Source organism: Nocardia panacis, from assembly GCF_003598715.1.
Classification (GTDB): Bacteria; Actinomycetota; Actinomycetes; order Mycobacteriales; family Mycobacteriaceae; genus Nocardia; species Nocardia panacis.
Map to the genome: position 1 here is coordinate 700,481 of NZ_QZFU01000019.1, position 23,405 is coordinate 723,885.

A 23,405-nucleotide genomic window follows, 5' to 3' on the forward strand; every position below is an offset into this window, starting at 1 on the left:
GCAAGAATGCGACCGGTCGGATATCACTGGAGACATGACGACGGCTCAGGCGCCCACGGGTTTCGCCAAGCAACTGCGATATTGGCGAACGCTGCGCAGGGTCAGCCAGCTGGATCTCGCGAGCAGCGCCGACACCAGCCAGCGCTATCTGAGCTTCCTGGAACAGGGCCGCTCGCACCCCGGCCGAACCATGGTCGTGCGGTTGGCCGAATCACTGGAACTGTCGCTACGCGAACGCAATGGCCTGCTTCTTGCCGCAGGCTACGCACCGGTCTTCCCGGAAACAGACTTCAGCACACCGGAGTTGGCACCGGTGCGGGAGGCGTTGGAACGAATCCTCCACGGACACATGCCCTATCCCGCGATCTGCACCCGCGCGAATGGCGAGTTGCTTGCCGCCAACAGTGCCTTCGACCTGTTGACCGAAGGGGCCGTTCCCGGCCTGCTCGGACCGGCGATGAATGTCTATCGTCTCGCCCTGCATCCCGATGGACTCGCGCCACGAGTCATCAACCTGCCCGAATGGGGGCGCCATATCACCGAGGCGCTGCGCGGCAAGGCGCTGCGCAGTCCCGACCCGACCTTGGATGCCCTGATCGCCGAACTGGAAAGCTATCTCCCGCAGGCGAATCCCGGCCCCGATCACCTCGGATTCGCTGTTCCACTGCGATTGCGGAGCGCGGCGGGAGAACTGCGGCTGATGAGTACCATCAGCTCATTCGCCACCGCCACCGACGTCACCCTCTCCGAAATCCACCTGGAGGCTTTCTTGCCTGCCGATCGGGCAACGGCCGAAATCCTCCGTCACCTTGCGGAACGTCGCTAGCTCCTGCGCACTCGGTCAGCTCCCGCGGCCTTCAGCGCGAAGATGACCTCGAACACTGCGGCGATCAGCAGACCCCGACCCAAAAAGCATGCATGTACAAGTAAGATTGTGTCGAGCCGGAAATTCGGCCACCCCGCCGACCCAGGAGTTCCCCATGTCAGTACAGGCCGCGACGGCGGAAACCGGCGCCGACTCACAGCTGTGGGATCGGCTGCTCACCCTGCACACCCACGTGGAGAGCCGGCTCGCGACGACAATGCAGCGCCGCCACGGCCTCGGCCTGTCCGAATACCGCGCGCTGAGCTTCCTCGCCGAAGCCGCCAAGGGCGAGCTGCGCATGCAGGAACTGGCCGACAAACTCGGCCTCAACCAGAGCTCGGTCACCCGCCTGGTGGGCCGACTCGACACCGCCGAACTCGCCTGCCGTGACCTGTGCCCTGACGACAGACGCGGCGTCTACACGGTGCTCACCGAGGCAGGCCGCACCCGCTACCGCCAGGCCCGCACCACCTACGACGACACCGTTACCGCCGCCCTCGACGACCTCGCCGCCACCGACCCGTCGATCGCCACCCTCCTCACCGCGATCCGGACCCCACATTCGGGACCCCGGTGACGAATGCGGCGATCTCGCCCAGCGGCTACTGTGCAAAACAGCGGCCAACCATGCAGCATGTCCGGGTATTCGTGCCGACTCAGCCCGAAGTTCGCGGCAGCGGCCTCGGCCCGGCCCGTAGGCGGTGGGCGTCGGCGTTGCGGATCTCGCGGGCGGCGATGAACAGCGCGGTGAGCGGGGCGCGCCTAGTCATCGACCGAATGATCTCGACCGGCACCGATAGCCGAGACCAGCCGGGTTGATCACCGGGTTACGAACAAGGGCGTCGGTGTGAGCGGCAGGGTCACCGCACCATCGGCCACTTCGACGGGCACCGCCGCACCGTGGGCGTCGACCGCGTGGGCGGCGGCACCGAGCCAAGGGTGACGGTATGTCGCGGCCTCTTCGGCCGAACGCGCCCACGCGACCAGCAGCGACCCGTCTTCGCGCCGCACATCGAAGACATACAGCTCCGGCCGGTCCGCCACGAGTATGCGCTCGATCGCCTCGGCCCCCTGCAACATTCGCGCGGTGAGCGCCAGCGCATCGGCGGCGGGATAGCGGTGGGTCAGCTCGCCGTCCGCATAGTCCAGCAGCGCGAACTTGTCGAACATCAATCCCAGCACGGTGTAGGGCGCCTGGTGGCCGGGGAATTCGGGCGCGAGGTTCCAGCACAGGGTGCGGCGCACCCCCGAGGCGAGGGCGAGCAGATTGCGCACGACGATTTCGCGGCTGTTCTCGCGATGACGGAGTTCCTCGTATTCGGGTGGGCAGCCCCGCATGTACATCTGGACCCGCGGCGGCAATTCCGGCATCCGCTCGTAGAAGGCGAGCATCGCGTCGTGTTCTGGTGCCTGTGTGCCCATATCGGTTGTGAGGACAGACCATTCGGGATCACTGCCCGTCATCATCTCGCCGAACGGCTGCAATGCGTTGCCCAGCAACGCCATATCCTCCGGCGCGATCAGTGGACCGTTGTATTCGCCGGCGACAATGGGCATCTCGTAGCCGTGCTGGGCCATCATGGCGCGGGCCGCCGCGATCCGGTCGGGAATGGTGTACGGATCGCCGTAGAGGTGTATGTCGTAGACGTCGAAATCATCGCGCGCCACGTCGACAAGGTATTCGAAGGTGCCCGGCCGCGCCTGCTGGTCCGGCGGATCACCGCCGAGGACCACCAGCGCCGCCGGATCGGACTCGCGCACCGCCGCCGCGAAAACCTTTAGCTGGGCGGCGTATTCGGCGACGGTACCGGCCCAGAGGATCGGGACGCACGGCTCGTTGTCGAACTGCCAGTAGGTGATTCGGCCGCGGCAACGGTCGACCAGCGCGCGAACGAAGGCGGCGAAAACATCGAGATCCTTTGCCGGAGAAGGCGGCAGCATATCCGTGGCCCGCACCGTGCCCCACAGCGACGCGGAGGACACGGTGATCCACACCTCTTCGTCGCCGTCGAGCTGGTCGAGCAGCGCGTCGACCGCATCCCAGACGAAACGACCGGGTTCGGGTTCGATCTGCGACCAGTAGAGGAAGCAGCGCAGCACCCCCGCACCGAGCCCGCGCACGGCGGGCATGATCCGCTCCGGCGGCGCGGCCAGACCGTAGGTGATACCGCGCACGACGCCGAGTCGAATGCCCGGCGGAACATCCCTCTGATGATCGAAGACAAGGTCAGACATGGTTTCCCTTCCTACTAGACAGTGTTCACTGAACACTGTCTAGTAATCTAGCTGAACACTGTCTAGTAGAAAAGGCTAGGATTCTGCGCCATGGCTCTCGACCGCGATCTGATCGTGCGCACCGCATTCGTCCAACTCGACGAACTCGGACTGGAGGCGCTCTCGCTGCGCAAGCTCGCCAAGGATCTCGCGGTGCATCCGTCGGCGCTGTACTACCACTTCCGCAACAAGCAGGATCTGCTCGACGAGATGGCCCGCGCCCTGATCCGGCCCGCCGTGCGGCAACAGGACCCGCCCGCGTCGGACGCCTGGGACGCCTGGTTGACCCATCTCGCCCACGCGCAGCGGGCGGCCATGCGCTCCCGGCGCGACGGTGCACTGCTGATGATCAAGGCCCGCCCCAATGCGGACTATCAGGTCGAGTATTTGAATCGACTCATCGAACGGCTTGTCGCACAGGGCTTTTCACACAAGGACGCGGCAGCCGCTTTCATCGCGGTGAGCACCTACACCATCGGCGCCGCAGTTGCCGAACAGCAGCAGGACGCGCTCGCCGCGAACAGTACAGCCGGCTTCGAAAGCATTGCAGGCGCAAGCGCGGACGAGACCTTCGATGTGGGCTTGCGCTGGTTGCTCAGCGGCATGCGCCCGTAAGATGGGAGAACGCCGCGTCACTGATCTCCCTCTTTCGTCCGGCTTCGTTCCTTCAGCGCCGCAACGGAATCCACGTAACGCACCAGCAGGCGAGCCAATTCCAGGCGGTCATGTTCCGACCAATCGGCGGTGATGTAGTCGTAGGCGTCGCGCTGATGTTTACGGAAGCGGGTCATCAGGTCGCGACCGCTGTCGCTGAGTTGGAGGATCGTGCGGCGGCCGTCCTGCTGTGAGGCGGCACGGGTGAGATACCCGGCTTTGATGGTGTCGCTGACCATGCGGCTGGCCACGGACGGGTCGCTGCCGAGCAGTTCGGCGATCATGCCCACGGTGACCTCGCTGTGCGAGCTGTGCTCCAGCACGAGATTCAGCACCAGGGTGCGGCTCAGGTCCTTGGCGGAGATGGGGTTGTCCACCTCCAGCAGCGCGGTGCGCCGCAGTTTGCCGAATGCCGGACCCACCGCATCGAGCAGGTCGGCGGCCGTCCGCTGATCATCCGCAGTCATGTGCACATGGTAACTCCATGTCGAGATGAAGTTATATGTTGACGAACAATTGAATGCATGTCAGCATACATTTGCAATCTGCACAGATCATCTCTCGAATCGGAGCAACGATGACCACCCTCGTAACCGGTGCCCGCGGTCGGATCGGCCAGGCGATCGTCACGGCCCTGCATGCCGCCGAACTGCCGGTCCGCGCCGCCAGCGCGAGCCCGGCCGCCGCCAACCTCCCCGTCGGAATCGAAATCGCCGAACTGCGCCTCGACACCCCCGCCACCTTCGGCCCCGCACTGGAGAACACCACGCAGGTCTTCCTCTACCCCGAACCCGCAGGCATTCATGCCTTCATCGCCGCCGCCCGCGGCGCCGGTGTCGAACACGTCGTGCTGCTGTCCTCCGCGGCCGTGCTGTCACCGAACGCCGAGGCCGACCCCCTCGCCGCACACCATCTCGCCGTCGAAAAGGCCCTGGCCGCTTCGGATCTCACCGTCACCGTGCTGCGCCCCGACTGTTTCGCCACCAACACCCTCGGCTGGATCCACCCCATCACCAATGGCCTGCCCATCGAACATGCTTTTCCGGACGCCGCAATGGCCGTAGTCCACCCCGCCGATATCGCCGATGTCGCCGTTGCCGCATGCACCGGAGGTTCGGTGCGCGGCCGGACCATCACCCTCACCGGACCGGAACTGCTCACCTTCCGCGACCAGCTCGCGATCGTCAGCGAGGCGCTCGGCCGCGATATCCCCATGCGCGTCATCACCCGCGCCGCGGCCGAAGAGCAGATGGCACAGCACATGCCGCCGACCTTCATCACCTCCCTGCTCAACTACTGGGAAACCGCCGCGGAGAACCCGGCCCCCGTCGCCGACACCACCGAAACCCTGCTCGGCGCACCTGCCCGCAGCTTTGCCCGGTGGGTCCGCGAGAACGCCGGAGCTTTCACCCCCGAGTAAGTCCGCCTCGCTCCCGCGAAGCTGCTATCCCACAAGGATTCTCATGTCCACTGACCTGGCCCCAGACCAGCGCGCCCCGGCGCGCGCCCGGTGGGCCGTGCTCGCCGTCGTCCTGTTCTGCTCGCCGGATTTCTCATCGACGCGGACCTTTTCGGGCTCGGCTGGCGCTCGATGTTCCTGATCAATATCGTGCTCGGGGGAATTGCCGTCGCGCTGGCCGTGCGACTGCTGCCCGACGATGATGGCGATCGGACAGTTACCTGTGGACGGTCTCGGTTCCGGTCTGCTCGCGGCCGCCATGCTGGGTGTGCCCTACGGCTTGATCGAGGGCTCCGCCCGCGCCTGGTCTGCCGAATCGATCCTGTCGCTACTCGCCGGTCTACTCTGCTTCGCGCTGTTCGTGGCGCGTCAGCGCCGCGCCACCAGCCCGTTGATCAAGCGGTATTCCTCAACAGTTGGCCAACAGCCTCGGCGCGGCCGTCGTCACCACCGTGTACTTCCACACCTGCCTGCGCGGCGATGGCCGCACTGACAACCGTTGCCTGCCTCACCGCGGTGTGCTGCGCGGTGGTCCCGCTACTGCCACGCCGTGCACCACTGGAATCCCACTGAACGGACGCGCGCCCGTGCACGCGGAACGGACGCGCACCGGTCCTCCATTCGGTCGACGACGCGATCACCGCGCGCGGCAGGCCATCAAGCCCAAATGCCAACAGCTCGAACATCTCGAACCATCGGTATCCATACGGCAAATATCAGCAACCTTTCAGCATCCAAGAACTATGCTTTATCGGCCACATTCATCGCCGAGATTCCCCGGCCACGGGAACCAATTCGGCCCAATTCGACATTCCTCTCGAACACGAAGGGGAAATCATGAACCGCAGCACAATCTCTCGCCTTTTCGCCGCCCTGGCGGCCTGCTCGATAATCGCGGTTCCGGTGGCATACTCCACCGTCGCAGCCGCGATCCCGATGCATCAACAACCCCCCGGTTCCAGCGACCCCGGCGATGACCACGACTGGCGCGACGGCGGCCCATCCGACCGAGACCGACACTGCGACAGCAACGGCTACTGGCACGACAACGACGATGACCAGCTCGGCCACCGCGATGATCGCTGCGGCCCCTGGTAAACCCCTGCCCCCGCGACCGGCCCAACTTCGGTGTTGACATCGGACGGCAGGCGGTGACATTATCTGCATGCACATACATTACTTGCATGTGCATGCAGATAATGGAAGGGAATTGCCATGACCACCCAGCACATCGAGAAGGTCGCCACCACCCCCGACTGGTACCAGCCCTACCGGATCTCGCAGGCCATCAAGGCCAACGGCCTCATCCTGGTCTCCGGACAAGCAGGCATCGACGAGCAGGGACGCACCGTCTCCGACGACTTCCTGACACAGGGACGCCAGGCCTTCGCCAACATCAAGCGCGTCCTGGCCGAGGCCGGAGCCGACCTCACGGATGTGGTGAAGGTCGGCATCTTCGTCACCGATATGGCCGCGAACCTCGACAAGGTCATCCAGCTGCGCGGCGAATTCCTCAGCGAGCCCTACCCCGCTGACACCCTGCTACAGGTGTCTTCCCTGGCCCAGCCCGACTGGCAGATCGAAGTGGAGGTGACCGCACTCGCCCGCTGAACTCCGATCCACACCAGCGGGGGCTCGGCCCCACAACGATCGAAAACACCGAAGGCGTGCCCGCCGAGCAGGGCACGCCTTCGATCGAGTGGGCCTGATGTGCAGCGTACGAACCGCACAGCGCCCGTCAACGGGTCGGACTCGTGCTCCGACCCTTCGCCCCCGGCAACCGGCCACTGTCGGCGCCTCAGTGTGACCAAACCTACTGTGGATACTCGCCTAGTCGGTTTCCTTTGGACGCGAGGCACTCGCCAATGTCAGCCATACGATTCGGCGTTCCGAGTCCGGGCAATACCAGATTCGGCCGCCGGCAGTGACTTCGTACCGCCATTGGTCGAGGTTCTTCCCGCCGATCGCCCTGGTGCCGTACACGTCGCGGAGCTGGTGTTGACGGGATGGATTCTCCGGTGTTGTCGGGCGTTCAGTGAGCACTACCCAGGCTTCCCAGGTGTTCGCTTGGGCGACGCGGCAGAGATCTTCCCATCCCTTGGCAGCATCGGTTGTAGCGAATCGGGCTTGCCAACGCCCCGGCTGGGCCGGCGGAGCAACCCGGTCACCACGTTTCGCAGGCACGGTCAGAATTCCGTCGGCGCAGGCACAGGGCCGAAATCGTCATCGATCGGACCCGTTAGTTTGTGACCCAACATCGGATCGGCACGGATCGCGGCAGTGCTGCGCCACTCGGCGATCGTCTGAGTCAGAACCGACCACTGGTCCAGTTCAGCGGACACCTGGAAGCCACGAACGAAGTCCGACACGAACTGCCGCTGGGCGGACTCGGGCAGACAGTCAACCCACGGGAACTCGTCGATCAGCCCGGTCATCGCGACTTCCGGCGAGAGATGGGTAGCGATATTGCGCAGCGCGCGTGCGGCGATGATCGCCCCCTCGGATTGCGCCTTCACTCTGTCTTCACGAGTCAACAGGAGCGGGGCGCCATCACGCCGACGGACGCGAACATCGCCCTGATCCGCCAAGGCGGCCACACTCTTGGGATCACGCTGTAGCTCACTCCACTGCACCTCGGTCGCCATACCTCAATTCTGAACGTATTCAGAATTTGATCATTCGTCGACCGGATCGGCAGCACAACCGCATGCCGATCGCCAAATGGCCACTCGAGTAGCGCCTCCGATGCCCAGAAATCTTCGGGCGGAGGCCGTTTCGGTCAGGCTGTCACGGGGAGTTGTCTCAGGATGGTCGGATCGGTGATTTTCGAGTCGTTCGCCAGCAGCAGAGCCTTGCTGAGGATGACCGCCAGTGTCCTATCGCCGTCGTACGGCAGGAACGCGTTCGGAGCGGGTGTCTGTGCCGACGGAACGATGCACAGATAGCGGTTGTCGGGGTCTATCAGGACATTTCCCGAGCCCAAGTGGATCCGATACGCATGTCTGCTACCTCGCACATGCAGGAATCTGCCTTCCACGCTGCACTGCGGGCCGATGGCCAATCGAGGCAGCAACCTGGTCAGCAGGTCGCGTCTGGTTTGCCCGGTCTGGTGCAGCTCGCCGAAACCGTAGTCGGTCCAGTAGCCGGCGAACCTACCGTCGGGGCCACCGTCCGACCACGTCGGATCATTGCCGACGCTCGCCACACCGACGAACAGATCCACGTCGCGCAGTACTTCACTCAGGGCCAGTTCTGGCACGTCGGCCAACGGCAGCGGCTCGGCCTGCCCGCGGAAGCCGCCGCGAAACGTGCTGTTAGCAAGGTTCTGTGGTGCATCGATCGGGTAGAACCGCACCTGGTCGGTGCGCAGACGCAGGTAGCTGCCGGATTCCGCGACGTCGGCGTGCCCGCCGTCGTCCCGATCGCCCTCGACCCAGAATTCAGCGCGTATACCCCACTGCGGCAGTTCACGGACCGGCGGTGGCACCATAGCATCGGCGTCGATCAAGAGTTTGTTGCGCCAGCCCCGGACTGCCGCCAACGCGTGGAATTGGTGCTGGCGCAGGATATGGGCCGCGAAGCGATTCGAGTAGGTGCCGGTTCGGCGTTCCGCGTCGGTAAGTAGATAGATCTCGCGATGAGCTTGTTTGAACGGTTGGGTAATGGTGTGGTGTTCCAGCCGGTCGCGCCAGGCCAGGATCTCTTCCGCCGAATGACCCAAGGGGTGCCACAGCTCGACGACGTCCCCATCCACCGGGTTGTCGGTCAGGTCGCGCAGTGCGCCGCCGGAGTAGCCGCAGACGACACCGTCGACTTTCCACAGCAGGCGGCGGGCGATCGTGCCCACCAGCGGATGGTCGAGATAGTACTTCCGCCAGGAACGGAAGTCCCAGGTGCGTCGCGCCAGGAATTGCCGGTCCAACCGCTCGACCTGGGCAGTCAGCATCTTCTCGATGTCCTTGACCGCTGCCTTGAGTTCTTTCCACTCGTCGGCGTGGTCGCGTTTGACCACGGCGGGCACACTCTTCACCGGTTTGTCCGTAAACCAGCGCAGTACGGTCTTGGTGCCGTCCACAGTGAGCGTCGCAGACGCGGTTCCGAAGGTGAACCGCGCTTCGCCCACCGACGTCAAGCCGCAGGCGGGGACGGCCATCTCCTCGATCTCCGCGCGGGTCACCCCGAGCGCCGCTGCCTTTGCCGCCAAGGCGGCGTTGATCTGATTCAAAGTGCCGCGGTATGTCACTGTGGCGGCCAGGCGGGCAAGCTCACCCAGTGCCATTTCGCCAGGGAGTTGGCTGAGCGCGTAGACACCGGCGTTGGCCACCTTCGGATTGCGTGGTCCCACACCCTTGATCTTGCGCAGCGACGTCTCCACCAGGCCGCCCACGATGCGCGCGGTCGTCGGTTGCGGGGGACGGTAGGTCAGCAACCACAGCAGACCGCGCACCGCGTCGGCGTTGAACGGGTCGTACTCGTCGTTGAGGCCGAGATCGCCGACAAAACGCTGTCGCAACAGCAGGGTCCTCGGCCGGCCCACCAGTTCCAACAGCGACAGGACCGTCTGTTCGAAGGCAGCCACCTCGGCCAGCAGTGCCCGACCGGTCCTTTCCCACCTTTCATTCGGTTTACCCATGGTGGCGGTGCGGGCAAAGGCCAGCAGGTCGTGCCACTCCGGTGCCGTGGAGGCCAATTCCAGTGCTCGGTCCGCCCATTGCTCACCCACATTCACCACTGGTTCGGGGCATTGCCGGGCGATTTCCGCGACACCTCCGCACGAATACCTGTCGCAGGCTTCACGACGGTATACCGCGACGACCTCGGGGGTCAGTGTGCGTCCGGCCGTCAGTTCCGCTTGCGCCAGCGCCAAGTCGACCACGGAGAGGCTCCGCGTGCCGTGGTGGTTCGACAGGGAATCCAGCCGTGCCCGCCGTTCCTCGACCAGGATCGGCAAGGTGGGCGCGACGGTCGAGACAAGAATCAGCAGGCAATGCTGGTCGAGATCCGAAGCAGCGGGGAACGCGGCCGCACAGCTGCGAGCCAACCGTTCGGACTGCTCGGCGGATAGTTCCCGAACTTTGCCGAGCAAGTAGTGCCACTCGTCAAAGCCTCGTCGCGCATCAGCCGTTCGGCGTGTCCGCATCATCGCGGCACACACCACGTCCATATCGTCCGCCGCGATGGCAGTGCGCACCGCCGTCTTGTCTTCGGACAGGACAATCTTCAACTCCAGGATCCCGATGAGATGTCGCATCTCCTCCGAAGCGGCTGCGGAGGCCGCCGCACAGACGCGAGCCAATCGCTGCGATGCCTCATCCGACAGGTCTCGGGCCAGGTCCAACACCTCACCCCAGACCTCTGACCCATCCGGATCGCGCACATGCTGGACTATCCGCGTGTACACGTCGAACAGGACGTCCATATCGTCCACGGCAATGGCGGCGCGCGCCGCTGTTGCCAACTCCGAAAACGACATTCAGCCACCCACCAGCGCAACGAGCTTCAGGAACGTGATTTCCACACCCGATGTCAGTGCCACCACCTCATCGAGTTCCTCGATCTGCCGATCACCGATCAGGACCACGAAACCGTTGCGCCCGAACGCCTCCCACGCCGCCTCGCATTGACTTTCGGGGTCGACAAGAGCGGTCGTGCGGAACCCGCCACGCACCGGCACGGCATCCGTCGGCCGCACCAGGCCACGAAAGACGGTATCCACCGCGGCGGCGTTGTGCGCGGCGACTTCCTGAAATACCCGCTGCCGGATGATCTCCCGCAGCGGTAGTCGCTCCTCGTCCACCTCGAACAACCATCCGGTGTCGCGATCACCGCACACCGCCTCGTCGACGACCTTCACACTCACCATGATCGACAGGGTAGGTACGGTCACCGACAAGACTCGAGAACCGTTCCCAGCGCCGGCCCGGCGGATCAGACGTGGATGTTCCAGCGGGCCGGCCACTCTCACTCCTGTGCCTATCGGAGTGAAAGGGGCTGAATGATCTGCGGTGGGACGGGGCCTGCGTAATCTCCCGTTCCGCCGGTTCGACGCCGACCGGATCCGGCTAGCGATTGTGACTCGCGCCCCGGACTCGTCCGCCCCGCAGCGCACACGGTCCTGGGCTGAGAACATCAGGGGAAGGCGAGAGTTCGCGCGAACACTGTCACCAGGACGAGCACCAGCGGGAAGCAGACCAGGAACATGGCGAAGGTGTAGCCCATGATGTGGCGTGCCTTCAAGCCGAGCACCGCGAGCGTCGGCAGCATCCAGAAAGGTTGCAGCAGATTGGCGCTCGCCTCGCCGAGGTCGTACACCACCACCATCCAGCCCTGGTTCACCTTCAGCTGATTGGCGGCCTCGAGCACATACGGAGCCTCGATCACCCATTTGCTGCCACCGCTCGGCACGAAAACGCCGAGCACACAGGAATATACGCCGATGATCGCCGGGTAGAAGGTGTCATTGGTCAGGTGCACCAGCCAACCGGCGATCGTCTTCGACAGACCGGTATAGGCGATCATGCCGAAAATGCCACCGTAGAGCGGGAATTGCAGCAGCACACCGGAAGCGGCGGGCGCGGCCTCGCGCACCGCACGCACCAACTGCGCCGGGCGCCAATGCAGCAGCAGGGCCAGCAGGATGAGAATGAGGTTGACCGTATTCAGGTCGAGGGCGTTGAGGGCGCCGCCGCGCGCGTGCTGGAAGTAGCGCACCAGATACCACAGGCCGAACAGGCACAGCAGGATCGTGAAGACCGGGCTGTGCTCGAGCCAGTCGCCGGGGCGGCGCTGCTCACCGGATTCCTCGGCGCGCACCGGATGCAGATCGACACCGAGATCGGCGGCCGATTTCGCCGCGGCGCCGGTCGGCGCGATCAACCAGGCCACCAGCACCGCCACCACGAACACGATCGCGGTCACCACCAGACCCTGCCAGCGGAATATGGTGTCGGTCAACGGAATCAGTCCGCTGCCGCGCCCGGCGGCGATCACGTCCTGCACCGCCTTCGGACTCGATCCGGCACTGGCGACCTGCAGCGCCGCCGAACCCGAAAGCCCTTGCGCCCACACCGTTCCCAGTCCGAGGAAGGCCATCGCACCGAGCGCGCGATAGTCGACGCCGCGCAGCACCCTGGCGATCTCCCTGGCCAGGATGGCGGTGAACACCAGGCTGAAAGCCCAGTTCAGATAGGAGCTGACCATAGAGACAGCAGCGGTGAAGGCGATGGCCGCGCGCGGTGTGCGCACAATGGTCGCCAGCCGGGCAATCAGCCGCGCCACCGGAGGCGATACCGCGACCGCGTAACCACCGATGATGATCATGGCCATCTGCATGGTGAAGGTGATCAGGCTCCAGAATCCCTTGCCCCACGCATCGACCAGCCCGAGACCCGAAGTGGCTGCCGGATCGGCATTTCCGATGATCGGCACCCCGGTGCCGAGCCCGATCGCCACGATCAGAAAGGTGCCGACGAGCACGAACCCGAAGGCGTCGGGCAGCCACCGTTCGGTGATCGCGGTGAACCGCAGGGCAATACGCGCGAGCAGTCGCTCCCGATCGGCTTGCTGATGCACGGTCGCCATCGGCGCAACTCCACTCTGTCGAACTCCGATTGCAGAGGCTACGGGCAATTGACTTGCCTGCGAACCGGATCGGCGGATTTGTCCATAGTGATCGCAGTGGCGCAATTCGCCCACCCACTGGGCCGCCGAGCAGTACGGGCGCAGCCCCAGGCGGGGCACCGGTCAACGACACATCACCAACAAAAGCGACGAATACGAACGGGGGTCCGGGGGCGCCGGCCCGCCGGGTGGGTCGTGGGGGCTTCGCCCCCACGAAAACACGCGGAACGAGAAACGGCCCATGCTCTCCATGAGCATGGGCCGCCATCGAGTGGACCTGACGGACCGGCATACGAACCGGGCGGTGCTGGTCGGCGGGTCGAAATTCGCGATCCACCCCCTTCGTTCTCGGCAACCGACCACCGGTAGTACCTGATCAACGGTGACATTGACGGCTGCGTCGGCCGGGCTGGGTAGTTCACCGGGTGATACTCATACGACGACCGGTGGGCCTGATCATCGGCAATGTTGACGGCGAGCTGTGGGGCTCCCGCTCATGGCCGCAGCCCACTGGGTGCCAGGCCCATATCCGTTCGTGATCGGCGACCAGCCGCCCGCCGGAGTGCACCCGAACTCGGTCTAGGTCACGGCAGTCGGATGTCGATGAAACTACGGACCACGGCGGCCTCACCGCTTCCGGTGGTCGGCAGGCGCAGCAGCGGAAAGTCGTAGCGTCGGCAGATCTCGTCCTTCAGCTCGTCGCGGGCGAGCTGCTCCGGACTCGCCTCATGGGAGCTGAAACCGTCCACTTCGATGGCGCCCAGGCTCGCAGCGGTGATCCGGTTGTAGATGACAAAGTCGAACGACGACAATCTGTTCCGGGCGAACGCGCGGTGCCGATCGTCGAGCCGATCCAGGCTGCGCGGGAACATGTTCCACAGAGCCACCTGCCGGTATATGCCCAGGTGGCCGTAACCTTCTTCGCCGAGCACCCCTTCCAGCATGGTGAGGGCGATGTCCTCGGAGTCCCAATCGGTACGTCCCCACCCGATCCACGGGCGCTTGCGGCGCCGCTGCTCGGCGTCGAAGTAGAGCAGGTCGAAGATCGACACCACATCGCTCTGGACGACCGCGTTGGCCGGGTCCCGGTACCAGATGTAGCCGTTCAGATCGCGCAGGTACCGACTCTTGGGCAGCCCGGAGGAATGCGTGACCAGAACGAATAATCGCTTCGCACGGGAGACGGCCACGTTGACCATTTTCGGATCGTCGGCGAACCGCAATCCGCTGCGACCACTCGGGCTGTCGTCCAGCACCGTGGTCATGATGATTGCGTCCCTTTCCCTCCCTTGGAATTTATGCACGGTCTTGGAGACGATGTCCTCGTCCCGGACGGCCTTGGCTACCTTGTTGGCCTGACGGCGATACGGAGTGGTGATCCCGATCTCCTCCGGCGGGAATTCGGTGAACACCCAGGGGAGAGTCTCGTGCAGGATGACGTCGATCTCGCGCTGATTGCTGCGTCCGGTCGACATCGGGTCGTCGTCGTCATAGGACCGGCGCATGTGATTACCGGGCTGAGTCTGCACCACCATCATCGGGGCGGACCCTGATGAACTCCGGGTATACGGGATCAACCGGCCGTCGTAGAATGTCCGGTTGCAGAACTCGATGATGTCGGGATCACACCGATAATGTTCGTGCAGCATCTGCCGGGGCAGATGTTCACCGTAACGATCGATGACCGAAGACAGAATGCTGTGCCGGAAGTCGACAACCGGATCAGGCGACGACGGAGGATCGGCGAGGACCTCATCGTCGAAGACCGGCGGTAGCTGTTCCAGATCGCCGACCACAATGAGGTTGCGCGCATAGGCCAGGGCCGGGGCCACGGTGACCAGATCCGCCTGTGATGCCTCATCGATGATCAGATAATCCAGCAGAGCCGAGTAGCCGATGCTGTTTCGCAGCGAATGGCAGGTGCTCAGGATCAGCGGATAGTCGTCGGTGAACCGCTCGAAATTTCGCCGATACCGGCCGGCGTCGTGGATCGTGCGGGGCTGCCGGCTGTACCGAGTAACCAGCGCGTCCCGAAGTAGCTGCTGGGACAGCCGCGCCTGCTCGGCGGCCAGCTCCTCGAAATCCTTGCGCTCCAGCATTTTATCCAGTTTTTCGGCCTGCCGCTCGAGTTCGGCGATCTTCTTCGCGTAGTACAGTTGCTGAATTCGCAGTATCACATTGCTGTCGCCGGCGTCGACCTTGCGCAGCGCCCGATACTTGAAATATCGGTTCATAGTGTCGACCATCCGACCCGGGCCGTGATCGCGCATCCAGCGCGGATCGGTGTCGGCGATGAAGTCGAGTAGTTTGTCCGCGCTGTAACGGCGCAGCAGCGGCAGGTCGTCGGCGTCCACCACCTCACCGTGCTCGAAAAACGCTTGGAAGTGCTTTTGTTCAAGCCGATATCCGTGCAGCTGGTTGTGTACCTGGGCGCGTTGACGATCCTGTTTCTGTAGTTCGTCCAGGCGCCGGTTCACCGAGGCGAGATTGCGTGCGGTGTCTGCACCAGGCGGGGTGGCAACGCTCAGCATGGCATCGACCGCCACATTGCGTGGTCCCTGATCGTCGAAGAATTCCTGTCGTTTATCCTTGCTCCCCAGATTGGCCGCCACCATCCCGAAGCCTTCGCCGGTCAGCTTTTCGACTATATTGTCGACCGCAGAGTTGGTGAACGACACCACCGCTACCGTCGCGCCGGGACGGCAGATCACCGAGGCAATAATGTTGAGAATCGTCTGCGTTTTCCCGGTTCCGGGCGGGCCGTCGATCACCGAGACCGGATTCCGCAATGCGTTGAGCACCGCCTGGCTCTGGCTGATATTGGTGCGGAACGGATACACCGGAAGCGGTATCTCCTCATCCGGCCGGGACCCGGGCGGCGTCTGTCCGAGAAATCGGGCCAATGCGCTCTCGGGGTGAATGAACTCCAGTTTCTTGTGATTTGTAAGCAGCACGCCGTAAGGGTCGTTCAGTTGCTCGGCCATTGTGCGCCAGTAGTTCAGAACATTCTGGCAATCGGGCGCGGCAGCGGCATTCGACAGCACGGTCACCCGATCCGCACCGCAAACTTCCCATTTCCCCTTGGCGCCGCGCAGATGCCACCACGATCCGGCCCGCGGCGGCCCGGGAAACAGGTATGCCTCGGCCACGCCCTGTGGGGATCCGTCGACGAGAACCCGATGCTGCGCCCCCAGCGGCACCCGCTGGGGGCGGTCGAGAACGATCACTCTCTCCCGGCTGTACGGATAGTCCCTGCCATTGTGGAACCACACCCGCACCCGATCACCCTGCCATTCGTATCGGGCGATGTCGCTGGTCCGATCCTCCGGAACCCCGTCGTCCTTCCCGCGTATGACAATCGCGATTGCCTGCAAATCCAGCATCGCCCCTCCTGCTATAGAAGTATCACCAGTGCGAGCCCCACGACAGCGGCCACCAGCAGTATCAGAAAGAACGCATCGCGACGCCGATTCTGGCGCGGCGAAGCCGACGGGCGAGCCGGGAGTGGCGAGTACGCCGGGGAAGTCCGGTAGATCGGCTGGGACGGGGGCGGCTGGTACGCCGGCTGCGGCGGGACATACACCGGCGGCACGGGTGGAGGTGGTGCCTGGTGGGAGGAGGGCGGAGGCAGCGCCGGATCGATCCGGATGGTCCGGTACTGCGGCGGGACCGGCGGCGGGCGATTGTTCGCGGGCGGTGCGACGGGTCCCGGAGAAGGCGGCGGGCTCACCTGCGGGCGCTGTGCTGCAGCCGGTTTCGGTGCGGGCGCAGCCGGCAGCCGCGGATCGGGTGGCGGAACCTGAGAAGTTCCCGGCTTCCTGTTGCGATATCGCTTGTCCAGCTGAGCATTACGATTCGCCTCCCGCTCGGTCTCGAGTGGTGCCCGCGAGGCGGTCCGGGCAGTTCCGGCCGCCGAGCGTGCGGACGGCGCAGCGCTCCGATGGTGGGTCTCGATACGTGTATCACAGGCTTTCGGCTGCTGTGGCGGTGCGGGACTCGGATCGAACCTCCGCCGCGCATCACGTTCGTACTCGTCGAGCCGGGCGTCATCGAGAATCTGCAAGAACCGGGCATCGTCTAGGATGATCTGCGGAGTCGCCTGCCGCGCATGCTTACTCTGAAACAGCGTTACCAGACCCGTGACAGCGACTCGTTCCCCCTCCAAGCGCGGCAGCCACTTTCCATACCTTCCGTCTCGCCCGTGACTCTTGTGCAACGCGCCGGCGACCTCGTCAAAGCCGACGATCGTAAAATCTCCGCTCTGCCAGATTCCCAGATTGATCAGTGCGACACCGTCCATCGGCATCTTCGTCGAAACCACCGTGCCGAAAACGGTCACCACCTCCCCGGCCAGCGCCCGGAGTTCATCGGCCTGGTCACCGGGAACCACACGACCGAAAGCCACAGTCCGCGGACCGTGCAACGTCGTGGGCGGACGGCCACACAATGCCGTCTCGATATCGGAGTATCCGGCCCTGCACGCATCCCGGAATCGCTGTACTCGGTCAGCCAGATCGCCGATCGACTTCAGCTCGTCGAAGACACGGGATTGCTCCGGATCGGCGAAATCCGTTGCCGTGAACAGGAGATTCTCGCCGGTGCCACCGTAGTCTTCCCAGAGCCGGGGCCGGCGGGCCAGCGCGGACAGCGATAGATCGATGGATTCGGCCGCGAATCGGTCCAGGGTGTCGTCGTAATGCGTTCCCCGGTCGGGATGCTGATAGTTGCGGTGACCTTCTTCGATCGCTCCGTAGTCCGCGATTGCGGGCAGGTACATCCCGTCGTAGTCGATCAGCCAGATGCTCGAGTCCGGCCGGACGAGGATATTCCCGTGCTGCAGATCGCCGTGTGCAACTCCGTTGCGCCGCAACGCCGCCACCGCCGCGCCGATGGCGGCTCGCACGGTCTCGACCGCCTGCGGGACCGGTGCGGGGCCGCTCGCCCAGCGTGCCAGCCACACTCCCAGCGATACACCGTTGACCCACCGCATCCGCACAGTCGGGAAGTCGTTGTCTCCAACCTTGATTCCGTTGCTCAGGTACGTCACGGGAACAAGGAAATCGAGTGCGGGATGTGCTGTGATGAAATTCCCGATCTGCTGGTAACGCTCCAGCAGGTGCCGATCGCCGCCACCGGTGCGGTGGAAACACCGTACCGCCCAGTGCCGGTCGCCGTTGTGGATCCGGAAAGTCGCGGCGAAGCCGCCCGATGCGACCTTCGGCATGCCCCGGCGATCGCGCTGACATTCACCGTCGATCAGTTCCGGGTCGCGAGCGAATGCGATGTCCGGGTTCTGCACAGCCAATTGATACTGCAACAGAGACGGGGGCCTCATAGCGTTACCACACAGGCTGTCGTGTCGTCGTTGTCGAGTTCGCCCGTGCTGCGGGCGCCGGCAACCCAGTCGGCGAAATGATCCGAGCCGACATCACACTCATCGATATCGACCTCGCCGGTGCGTTCATACCGGCGCAGCAGGTATTTCGACAAGGCATCGGTGGCCAGGACGAGAAGATCACCCTGCTGATAGGTCCCGTGATACCGCCAGAGGGCGGCGCGGTGAGATTCCTCGCCTCGCGTCGCTTTCACCAGATCCGGGCGCGAGGTGAACTTTCGCCAATCGTCTATCGGTCCCACATTCACGAGTTCCCGGTGCCGGATGTGAAAGACGCAGCAATCTCCCACCGCGACAACGTCATACGATCGCGACGGCGGGTCTAGCTCGACCCCGGCGAAGGCCGCGGCGCCAGGGTCGCGGTCGAGCTTCCATATCGCATGCCACGGCAGCGTGTCGCGATACACCGTGCGCCGCCAGCGCATGCGCAGCCTGTCGAGTATCCGGGTGTCGAAAATGCGCACCGGCACCGGCCAGTTCAGCACGAATGCCGCGGCGAGAATCTCCGCCCAGACTCCCGCGCGACTCGAGTCGGTGGCACCATCGGCCACCGCGTACCGAAGCTGCCCCGCGGCTGCTCGATCATCGTTCTCTGCCTCTGTACGACCGTTTTTGGGCACTGATCCCAGAATCGCCGAAGGCGTCGTCACCCAGCGGTCCCGTCCTCCGAATCTCCGGCCGTCAGCTCTCGTAACCCGGTCGGCGTGACCGAACGCGTACCGATATCCAGGAAGTCGATGACGGTTGCGGCATCGGCGTTGTAGAGGAAACCGCGGGCATGCGGTTCGACGGGATAGTGTAGCGCCGCAGCGGCTTCCAGGATCGCCGGCGGCAACTCACTCGAAAGGTCGTAGAGCATGGCCGCATTCGGATCGGTGAGACCAGCCGCGGACGCTGGAAACCGAACCGGCTGACTCGGGATACCGGAAAGGTGCAGATTGAACACCAGCGCCTTCCCGTCATCGGTGCCCAGCTGCCGGATACGGTTCACCACCTCCCGTGGCTGGCCGTCGGTACTCATGCCGTCGGTCACGTTGATGACGATCGGCGGGAAGCTCGACGTATGGGCGGCGCACCACGACTGCACCACCGGCTCGATCGCTGTGAAGGCGGCCGTCATCGGCGTCGCGCCGTTGGCGGCGGCATCCAGCCAGATCGGCATCAACTGCTGCCGCGCGACCACCCCACCGGCGCCGTCGGGGACCCGCCGCGTCACCGTGTCCAACCGCAGCGGATTATCGGCCACATGCTGGATCGATGCGACGACCTGCTCGGTGTCGGTGCCATTCAGCACGGGTCCCACCGTCTGCCCGTATCCCAGCACGCCGATGTCGAAGTATCCGTTTACCTCCTCTTCTCCGCGACTGCACAGGGCCACGGCATTGCCCAGCAGATTGTTGACCGCCGCGGCCAGGGCAGCCGCCTTCGACTGCTCGGTCTCCGCCCAAGACTCCAGCATCGAAAAGGACTGATCAATGAGCAGTACGAGTAGCGCCGGCTGCTTATTGTTGATCTCGGCCGAATACATCCAAGTACCTCCCCGCAGAATAAAGTGTTGACCACCCGTGATCGTCGGCGGATGGCCGACCCCGTCACGTCCCCGTGCGGTACGCGACGAGTTCCTGCGCGTAGGTTACGCCCCACGGACCGAAAATGTGCGGCTGGACCAACTCAGCCACCCGTGGCCTGCCGGACCAACTGAACACGGACCGAAATCGCCTGGACTCAAGTTCTGGGTGGTCTCGTCATCGGGGACCGCTCAGATGCACGACCCACTCACCTTGTCCGCCGCACTGGGTGAGGGCTTCGTGAAGTTCGGCGTCGAGGACATCGATGTCGATGCCGAGGCGTTTCTGCACCGCCGCCCCGGTGGGCGTCGGATCCTCCTACGCCCAAGCGCTGATCGGTCCCGGTCCGGAATCGAGACTCGACTCGCACGCCGATCCGTTCTCGTATCACGGTCCGCGCCACTGAAGTTCACAGTCGTCCTCGACGAGTCGATGCTCTACCGAGTAGTCGGCAGTGCCCGAACAATGGCGGAGCAAATACACAAGTTGATCCTCGACAGCGAGCGACCGAACATCACCATCCGTCTCCTGCCCTTCACCGCCGAACTCGGCGGTCACCCACCCAGCTCGTTCGCTGTCCTGGACATCCCCACCGAACCGGCGACCGCCTACCTCGATGGCGGTGGCTGCGGTGACATGGTCGTCGACGAAGAGGGAATTCGGGCAGGTGTCGAGGCCGAACGCCGACGCGGCGTTCAGGACTGCTTGACAATGAAAATGATTGTTGACCGGGGCGCGGCATCGGGGAGGCGAGCCGAGAAAAGGGGTCCGGGGGCAGGCAACAGGACCAGCGCGCACGGATGAGACCCAACAACTGGACATCACCAGAAAAGGTGACCAACACAAAGGGGGTCCGGGGGCGCAGCCCGCCGGGTGGGGCGTGGGGGCTTCGCCCCACAAAAACACGCGGAACGAGAAACGGCCCATGCTCTCCATGAGCATGGGCCGCCTATCAAGTGGAGCTGCCGGGAATCGAACCCGGGTCCTCCGCCGTGTCTTCAGGGCTTCTCCGTGTGCAGTTCGCTATGTCTCTACTTGGATCTCCGGGTCACGCGAACGAGCTCGGATGACGATCCCAGTCGCTGTTCGATGTTCCGGCTCGCCCCGCGACCGGGTGAGACGGTGAGCCCTCTAGCTGATGCCGGCACCGGAATCGAGGGCATATCCCGGGCCGACAGAGACGCTATCGCTTAGGCAGCGAGAGCGTACTCGCGCTGATGAGAATCGGCGCTTAATTGGTTGCAGCGACGCTTACGGTGGTCTCTTGCCTGCACCGACACGCTTCCCCTGATTCAACGTACGCAGTCGAAACCGTTCAGCCCCGTACGCCCGGCACCGTGCCGGGATAGTTATGTTAACACCGGGCGCGGCCAAGATCATCCCGATATCCGGCTGCGCCGAATGCGCTGCCCCGCACCGGCCTTCATCCGACGGCGATGAGTGCGACGGCCCCGAGGGCGAGCAGCAGCCCGAACTGCTGTGATCGTCGGACCTGCTCCCCGAGCAGCACCATGGCCAGCAGGACCGTCGCCGCCGGGTACAGCGAGCCGAGCACGCTGACCAGCGAGAGCAGCGAGCCGTGGAAGGCGTACAGCAGCGCCGCGTTGCTGATCACGTCCAGCACGCTGATGTAGGCGGCGAGGCGGAGCGGCTTGCCGCGCACCGCCCGGAATTCGCCCGCGCTGAGCGCCATCACCCAGACGACGGCGGTGGCCGCGAGCCGCTGGGCCAGCAGCGGCCAGAGTCCGGATCCGCCGGAGGTCTCGTGCAGGAAGACGAAGGCGAACCCGTAGGCCAGACCACTACCGACGGTCAGCAGTGCCACCCGCCGGTTGAAGCGCGGTCCACTGCTGTCGGTGGCCTCGCCGGGCGATTCCCGGCTGACCAGCAGCACCCCGATCAGGGCGAGTGCGATCCCGCCGATGGCGGGCGCACCGGGCCGCTCTCCGAGCCCCAGCCCGACGAGGACGGGGATCCCGGCGACCAGGACCGCCGTGATCGGCGACACCACCGCCATCGGCCCGTCGGCCAACGCGGCGTAGAACCACCACACCGCCAGACCGCCCGCGACTCCGGCCGCCAGACCCCACAGGATGGATCCGAGGTCGGGACGGCCGCCGACCAGTGGCAGCACCAGCGAGACCAGCAGGATCGACAGCGGGTAGGCGTACCTCCGCCTCCGCTCCGGCCGTGCGCGGGTCTGCGGGCGGCTGCGCCGACAGCGCCCGTTAGGAGACGATGACCACGCGCAGCGCCGTGACCCGCCGGGACGCGACACCACCGAAGAAATCGCTCACGCCGTAACCGACCGCGGCCGACAACGCGAGCAGGACGGTGATCAATGCATACCTTTGACCCGTCGCCCGATCTCGCGGGTGACCTCGCGCTCGGCGGTGCGCCGGGCCAGGTCCTGCCGCTTGTCGTAGTCCTGTTTACCTCTTGCCAGCGCCAACTCGACCTTCACCTTGCCGTCGGCGAAGTACATCGACAGCGGGACCAGTGTGTTGTTGCCCTCTTTGGCTTTGCCGGTGAGTTTGTCGATCTCGCGGCGGTGCAGCAGGAGTTTGCGGGTCCGGCGCGGGGAGTGGTTGGTCCAGGTGCCGTGGCTGAACTCCGGGATGTGCAGTCCGCGCAGCCATACTTCGCCGTCGTCGACGGTGGCGAACGCGTCGACCAGCGACGCCTTGCTCTCGCGCAGGCTCTTGACCTCGGTGCCGACCAGTGCGATCCCGGCCTCGTAGATGTCCAGGATCGTGTAGTTGTGCCGCGCCCGGCGATTGGTCGCGATGACCTTGCGCCCCTTCTCCTTCATGAACACCTTTCCTCACCGTCCGGCCCGGTCAACGGCCTGTTGCCGTCCGATATTCCGGCTCTGCACCCCGGCGTGGCCGTGCGGCAGCCGCGGGATCGTCAACCCTTTGTAGCCGATGCACCCACCCGCGCGGCAAGCGGTTTCACTTCGCTCGGCGCAGCCAACGCTCCGATCGCTCAGCGGAAGTGCCGCAGGGCGGCGGCGATCTTGTCTATCTCTTCCATCTCCCCGGTTGCTATGGAAATCACGAGGCGTTCCTGAGCGTCGGTTTCCACATTCAGCCGAATCCCGTTGATATCCAGGAACGTAACGGTGGACAGCCACGCCGTCCGCTTGTTCCCGTCGATGAATGGGTGATTGCGTGCCAGCGATTGCAGCAACGCTGCCGCCTTGTCGAACAGGTCCGGGTAGGCATCTTCACCGAACGCGCTCGCCCCTGGGCGGAAGATCGCCGATTGCAATAGCCCTAGGTCCCGAATCCGCGCGCTTCCCTCCATCACGAGTTCGTTGGCAATCCACACCACATCCTCGAGATCGAGGTACTCGATCACTTCAACCGCTCCATGAGTTCAGCGAACCGAGCAGCCTGGGTGGTGGCAGATTTGCGCACCCGGTCGCGGTGGGCATGGCGCTCCACGTACTCGGCGATTGCCTTGTTCGCGATCTGGTTCATGCTCACCCCCTCCACTTCGGCCTGCTTGCTCAGTCTGATCTCGTTGTCCTCGCTCAATCGAATCGGCACAACCACCAAGGTACCA

General features: G+C 64.6%; 22 protein-coding genes, 1 other RNA gene and 1 pseudogene. 8 read left to right on the forward strand and 16 right to left on the reverse strand.

Annotated elements, in window-relative coordinates; genetic code table 11:
• Positions 1 to 34: 34 nt before the first annotated feature.
• Together D5S18_RS17925 and D5S18_RS17930 are read left to right on the forward strand one after the other, a co-directional pair.
• Complete coding sequence (locus D5S18_RS17925; RefSeq protein ID WP_120042106.1) at positions 35 to 826, forward strand: helix-turn-helix domain-containing protein; 792 nt, start codon at positions 35 to 37, stop codon at positions 824 to 826.
• Between the two features lie 154 nt (positions 827 to 980).
• A complete protein-coding gene (locus tag D5S18_RS17930; RefSeq protein WP_120042107.1) occupies positions 981 to 1,442 on the forward strand; it encodes a MarR family winged helix-turn-helix transcriptional regulator in 462 nt (153 codons plus the stop codon).
• A gap of 242 nt (positions 1,443 to 1,684) precedes the next feature.
• Here the strand turns inward: D5S18_RS17930 and D5S18_RS17935 are convergent, their stop codons facing one another.
• Complete coding sequence (locus D5S18_RS17935) at positions 1,685 to 3,100, reverse strand: glycoside hydrolase family protein (RefSeq protein ID WP_147403988.1); 1,416 nt, start codon at positions 3,098 to 3,100, stop codon at positions 1,685 to 1,687.
• Positions 3,101 to 3,190: 90 nt separating this feature from the next.
• On the opposite strand from D5S18_RS17935, the gene D5S18_RS17940 reads away from it, so the two are divergent.
• Positions 3,191 to 3,754 carry a TetR/AcrR family transcriptional regulator C-terminal domain-containing protein gene (locus D5S18_RS17940; protein ID WP_120042109.1) on the forward strand — a complete coding sequence of 188 codons (564 nt, stop codon included), beginning with the start codon at positions 3,191 to 3,193 and terminating at the stop codon, positions 3,752 to 3,754.
• A 17-nt stretch (positions 3,755 to 3,771) separates the two neighbouring features.
• On the opposite strand, the gene D5S18_RS17945 is transcribed toward D5S18_RS17940, so the two are convergent.
• The gene (locus tag D5S18_RS17945) at positions 3,772 to 4,260 is read right to left on the reverse strand and encodes a MarR family winged helix-turn-helix transcriptional regulator (protein ID WP_120042110.1); all 489 of its coding nucleotides are present in this window, start codon (positions 4,258 to 4,260) and stop codon (positions 3,772 to 3,774) included.
• A gap of 110 nt (positions 4,261 to 4,370) precedes the next feature.
• On the opposite strand from D5S18_RS17945, the gene D5S18_RS17950 reads away from it, so the two are divergent.
• The gene (locus tag D5S18_RS17950) at positions 4,371 to 5,213 is read left to right on the forward strand and encodes an NAD(P)H-binding protein (RefSeq protein ID WP_120042111.1); all 843 of its coding nucleotides are present in this window, start codon (positions 4,371 to 4,373) and stop codon (positions 5,211 to 5,213) included.
• A gap of 434 nt (positions 5,214 to 5,647) precedes the next feature.
• On the opposite strand, the gene D5S18_RS17960 is transcribed toward D5S18_RS17950, so the two are convergent.
• On the reverse strand, positions 5,648 to 5,938 hold the full coding sequence (locus tag D5S18_RS17960) for a hypothetical protein (RefSeq protein ID WP_120042113.1): 291 nt from the start codon (positions 5,936 to 5,938) through the stop codon (positions 5,648 to 5,650).
• 151 nt (positions 5,939 to 6,089) lie between these two features.
• Between D5S18_RS17960 and D5S18_RS17965 the strand changes: the two genes are divergently transcribed.
• Positions 6,090 to 6,350 (forward strand): hypothetical protein, encoded by a 261-nt coding sequence (locus D5S18_RS17965; RefSeq protein WP_120042114.1) that lies wholly within the window; start codon positions 6,090 to 6,092, stop codon positions 6,348 to 6,350.
• A 117-nt stretch (positions 6,351 to 6,467) separates the two neighbouring features.
• On the forward strand, positions 6,468 to 6,863 hold the full coding sequence (locus D5S18_RS17970) for a RidA family protein (RefSeq protein WP_120042115.1): 396 nt from the start codon (positions 6,468 to 6,470) through the stop codon (positions 6,861 to 6,863).
• A gap of 575 nt (positions 6,864 to 7,438) precedes the next feature.
• Here the strand turns inward: D5S18_RS17970 and D5S18_RS17980 are convergent.
• From D5S18_RS17980 to D5S18_RS18015, 8 genes are all read right to left on the reverse strand, one after another.
• The gene (locus D5S18_RS17980; protein WP_120042117.1) at positions 7,439 to 7,897 is read right to left on the reverse strand and encodes a hypothetical protein; all 459 of its coding nucleotides are present in this window, start codon (positions 7,895 to 7,897) and stop codon (positions 7,439 to 7,441) included.
• A gap of 134 nt (positions 7,898 to 8,031) precedes the next feature.
• On the reverse strand, positions 8,032 to 10,725 hold the full coding sequence (locus D5S18_RS17985) for a DUF4132 domain-containing protein (RefSeq protein WP_203236782.1): 2,694 nt from the start codon (positions 10,723 to 10,725) through the stop codon (positions 8,032 to 8,034).
• Entirely contained in the window at positions 10,726 to 11,211 is a 486-nt protein-coding gene (locus D5S18_RS17990; protein WP_203236783.1) for a hypothetical protein, read from the reverse strand.
• A 170-nt stretch (positions 11,212 to 11,381) separates the two neighbouring features.
• Complete coding sequence (locus D5S18_RS17995; protein ID WP_120042119.1) at positions 11,382 to 12,833, reverse strand: short-chain fatty acid transporter; 1,452 nt, start codon at positions 12,831 to 12,833, stop codon at positions 11,382 to 11,384.
• A 623-nt stretch (positions 12,834 to 13,456) separates the two neighbouring features.
• Positions 13,457 to 16,255, reverse strand: coding sequence for an AAA domain-containing protein (locus tag D5S18_RS18000; RefSeq protein ID WP_120042120.1), 2,799 nt, complete (start codon positions 16,253 to 16,255; stop codon positions 13,457 to 13,459).
• An 11-nt stretch (positions 16,256 to 16,266) separates the two neighbouring features.
• A complete protein-coding gene (locus D5S18_RS18005) occupies positions 16,267 to 18,171 on the reverse strand; it encodes a lipopolysaccharide kinase InaA family protein (protein ID WP_158607897.1) in 1,905 nt (634 codons plus the stop codon).
• 32 nt (positions 18,172 to 18,203) lie between these two features.
• The gene (locus D5S18_RS18010; protein WP_147403989.1) at positions 18,204 to 18,692 is read right to left on the reverse strand and encodes a hypothetical protein; all 489 of its coding nucleotides are present in this window, start codon (positions 18,690 to 18,692) and stop codon (positions 18,204 to 18,206) included.
• Positions 18,693 to 18,913: 221 nt separating this feature from the next.
• Positions 18,914 to 19,795: a VWA domain-containing protein gene (locus D5S18_RS18015; protein ID WP_120042123.1), complete on the reverse strand. Its 882-nt coding sequence runs from the start codon at positions 19,793 to 19,795 to the stop codon at positions 18,914 to 18,916.
• A 305-nt stretch (positions 19,796 to 20,100) separates the two neighbouring features.
• Here D5S18_RS18015 and D5S18_RS34905 point away from each other — a divergent pair, with 305 nt between their 5' ends.
• The gene (locus D5S18_RS34905) at positions 20,101 to 20,241 is read left to right on the forward strand and encodes a hypothetical protein (RefSeq protein WP_158607898.1); all 141 of its coding nucleotides are present in this window, start codon (positions 20,101 to 20,103) and stop codon (positions 20,239 to 20,241) included.
• A complete protein-coding gene (locus D5S18_RS36390) occupies positions 20,187 to 20,639 on the forward strand; it encodes a Scr1 family TA system antitoxin-like transcriptional regulator (RefSeq protein ID WP_369410408.1) in 453 nt (150 codons plus the stop codon). The genes D5S18_RS34905 and D5S18_RS36390 overlap by 55 nt, the downstream gene beginning before the upstream one ends.
• Before the next feature lie 150 nt (positions 20,640 to 20,789).
• Here the strand turns inward: D5S18_RS36390 and ssrA are convergent.
• The 5 genes and pseudogenes from ssrA to D5S18_RS18045 form a co-directional block, all read right to left on the reverse strand.
• Positions 20,790 to 21,158: a transfer-messenger RNA gene (gene ssrA / locus D5S18_RS18025) on the reverse strand.
• A 100-nt stretch (positions 21,159 to 21,258) separates the two neighbouring features.
• Positions 21,259 to 22,177: pseudogene (locus D5S18_RS18030) on the reverse strand (EamA family transporter).
• Positions 22,174 to 22,647: an SsrA-binding protein SmpB gene (gene smpB / locus D5S18_RS18035; RefSeq protein WP_120042240.1), complete on the reverse strand. Its 474-nt coding sequence runs from the start codon at positions 22,645 to 22,647 to the stop codon at positions 22,174 to 22,176. The pseudogene D5S18_RS18030 and the gene smpB overlap by 4 nt, the downstream one beginning before the upstream one ends.
• A 176-nt stretch (positions 22,648 to 22,823) precedes the next feature.
• Positions 22,824 to 23,198, reverse strand: a complete 375-nt coding sequence (locus D5S18_RS18040) for a type II toxin-antitoxin system death-on-curing family toxin (protein WP_203236784.1) — start codon at positions 23,196 to 23,198, stop codon at positions 22,824 to 22,826.
• Positions 23,195 to 23,398 (reverse strand): CopG family transcriptional regulator, encoded by a 204-nt coding sequence (locus tag D5S18_RS18045; RefSeq protein ID WP_439651140.1) that lies wholly within the window; start codon positions 23,396 to 23,398, stop codon positions 23,195 to 23,197. Before D5S18_RS18045 ends, D5S18_RS18040 begins: the two co-directional genes overlap by 4 nt.
• Between the last annotated feature and the right edge of the window lie 7 nt (positions 23,399 to 23,405).

Coding starts and splice junctions, on each gene's coding strand:
- D5S18_RS17925 (WP_120042106.1), top strand. CDS start 35: ATGACGACGGCTCAGGCGCCCACGGGTTTCGCCAAGCAACTGCGATAT.
- D5S18_RS17930 (WP_120042107.1), top strand. CDS start 981: ATGTCAGTACAGGCCGCGACGGCGGAAACCGGCGCCGACTCACAGCTG.
- D5S18_RS17935 (WP_147403988.1), bottom strand. CDS start 3,100: ATGTCTGACCTTGTCTTCGATCATCAGAGGGATGTTCCGCCGGGCATT.
- D5S18_RS17940 (WP_120042109.1), top strand. CDS start 3,191: ATGGCTCTCGACCGCGATCTGATCGTGCGCACCGCATTCGTCCAACTC.
- D5S18_RS17945 (WP_120042110.1), bottom strand. CDS start 4,260: ATGACTGCGGATGATCAGCGGACGGCCGCCGACCTGCTCGATGCGGTG.
- D5S18_RS17950 (WP_120042111.1), top strand. CDS start 4,371: ATGACCACCCTCGTAACCGGTGCCCGCGGTCGGATCGGCCAGGCGATC.
- D5S18_RS17960 (WP_120042113.1), bottom strand. CDS start 5,938: ATGTTCGAGCTGTTGGCATTTGGGCTTGATGGCCTGCCGCGCGCGGTG.
- D5S18_RS17965 (WP_120042114.1), top strand. CDS start 6,090: ATGAACCGCAGCACAATCTCTCGCCTTTTCGCCGCCCTGGCGGCCTGC.
- D5S18_RS17970 (WP_120042115.1), top strand. CDS start 6,468: ATGACCACCCAGCACATCGAGAAGGTCGCCACCACCCCCGACTGGTAC.
- D5S18_RS17980 (WP_120042117.1), bottom strand. CDS start 7,897: ATGGCGACCGAGGTGCAGTGGAGTGAGCTACAGCGTGATCCCAAGAGT.
- D5S18_RS17985 (WP_203236782.1), bottom strand. CDS start 10,725: ATGTCGTTTTCGGAGTTGGCAACAGCGGCGCGCGCCGCCATTGCCGTG.
- D5S18_RS17995 (WP_120042119.1), bottom strand. CDS start 12,833: ATGGCGACCGTGCATCAGCAAGCCGATCGGGAGCGACTGCTCGCGCGT.
- D5S18_RS18000 (WP_120042120.1), bottom strand. CDS start 16,255: ATGCTGGATTTGCAGGCAATCGCGATTGTCATACGCGGGAAGGACGAC.
- D5S18_RS18010 (WP_147403989.1), bottom strand. CDS start 18,692: ATGCGCTGGCGGCGCACGGTGTATCGCGACACGCTGCCGTGGCATGCG.
- D5S18_RS18015 (WP_120042123.1), bottom strand. CDS start 19,795: ATGTATTCGGCCGAGATCAACAATAAGCAGCCGGCGCTACTCGTACTG.
- D5S18_RS34905 (WP_158607898.1), top strand. CDS start 20,101: ATGTCGATGCCGAGGCGTTTCTGCACCGCCGCCCCGGTGGGCGTCGGA.
- smpB (WP_120042240.1), bottom strand. CDS start 22,647: ATGAAGGAGAAGGGGCGCAAGGTCATCGCGACCAATCGCCGGGCGCGG.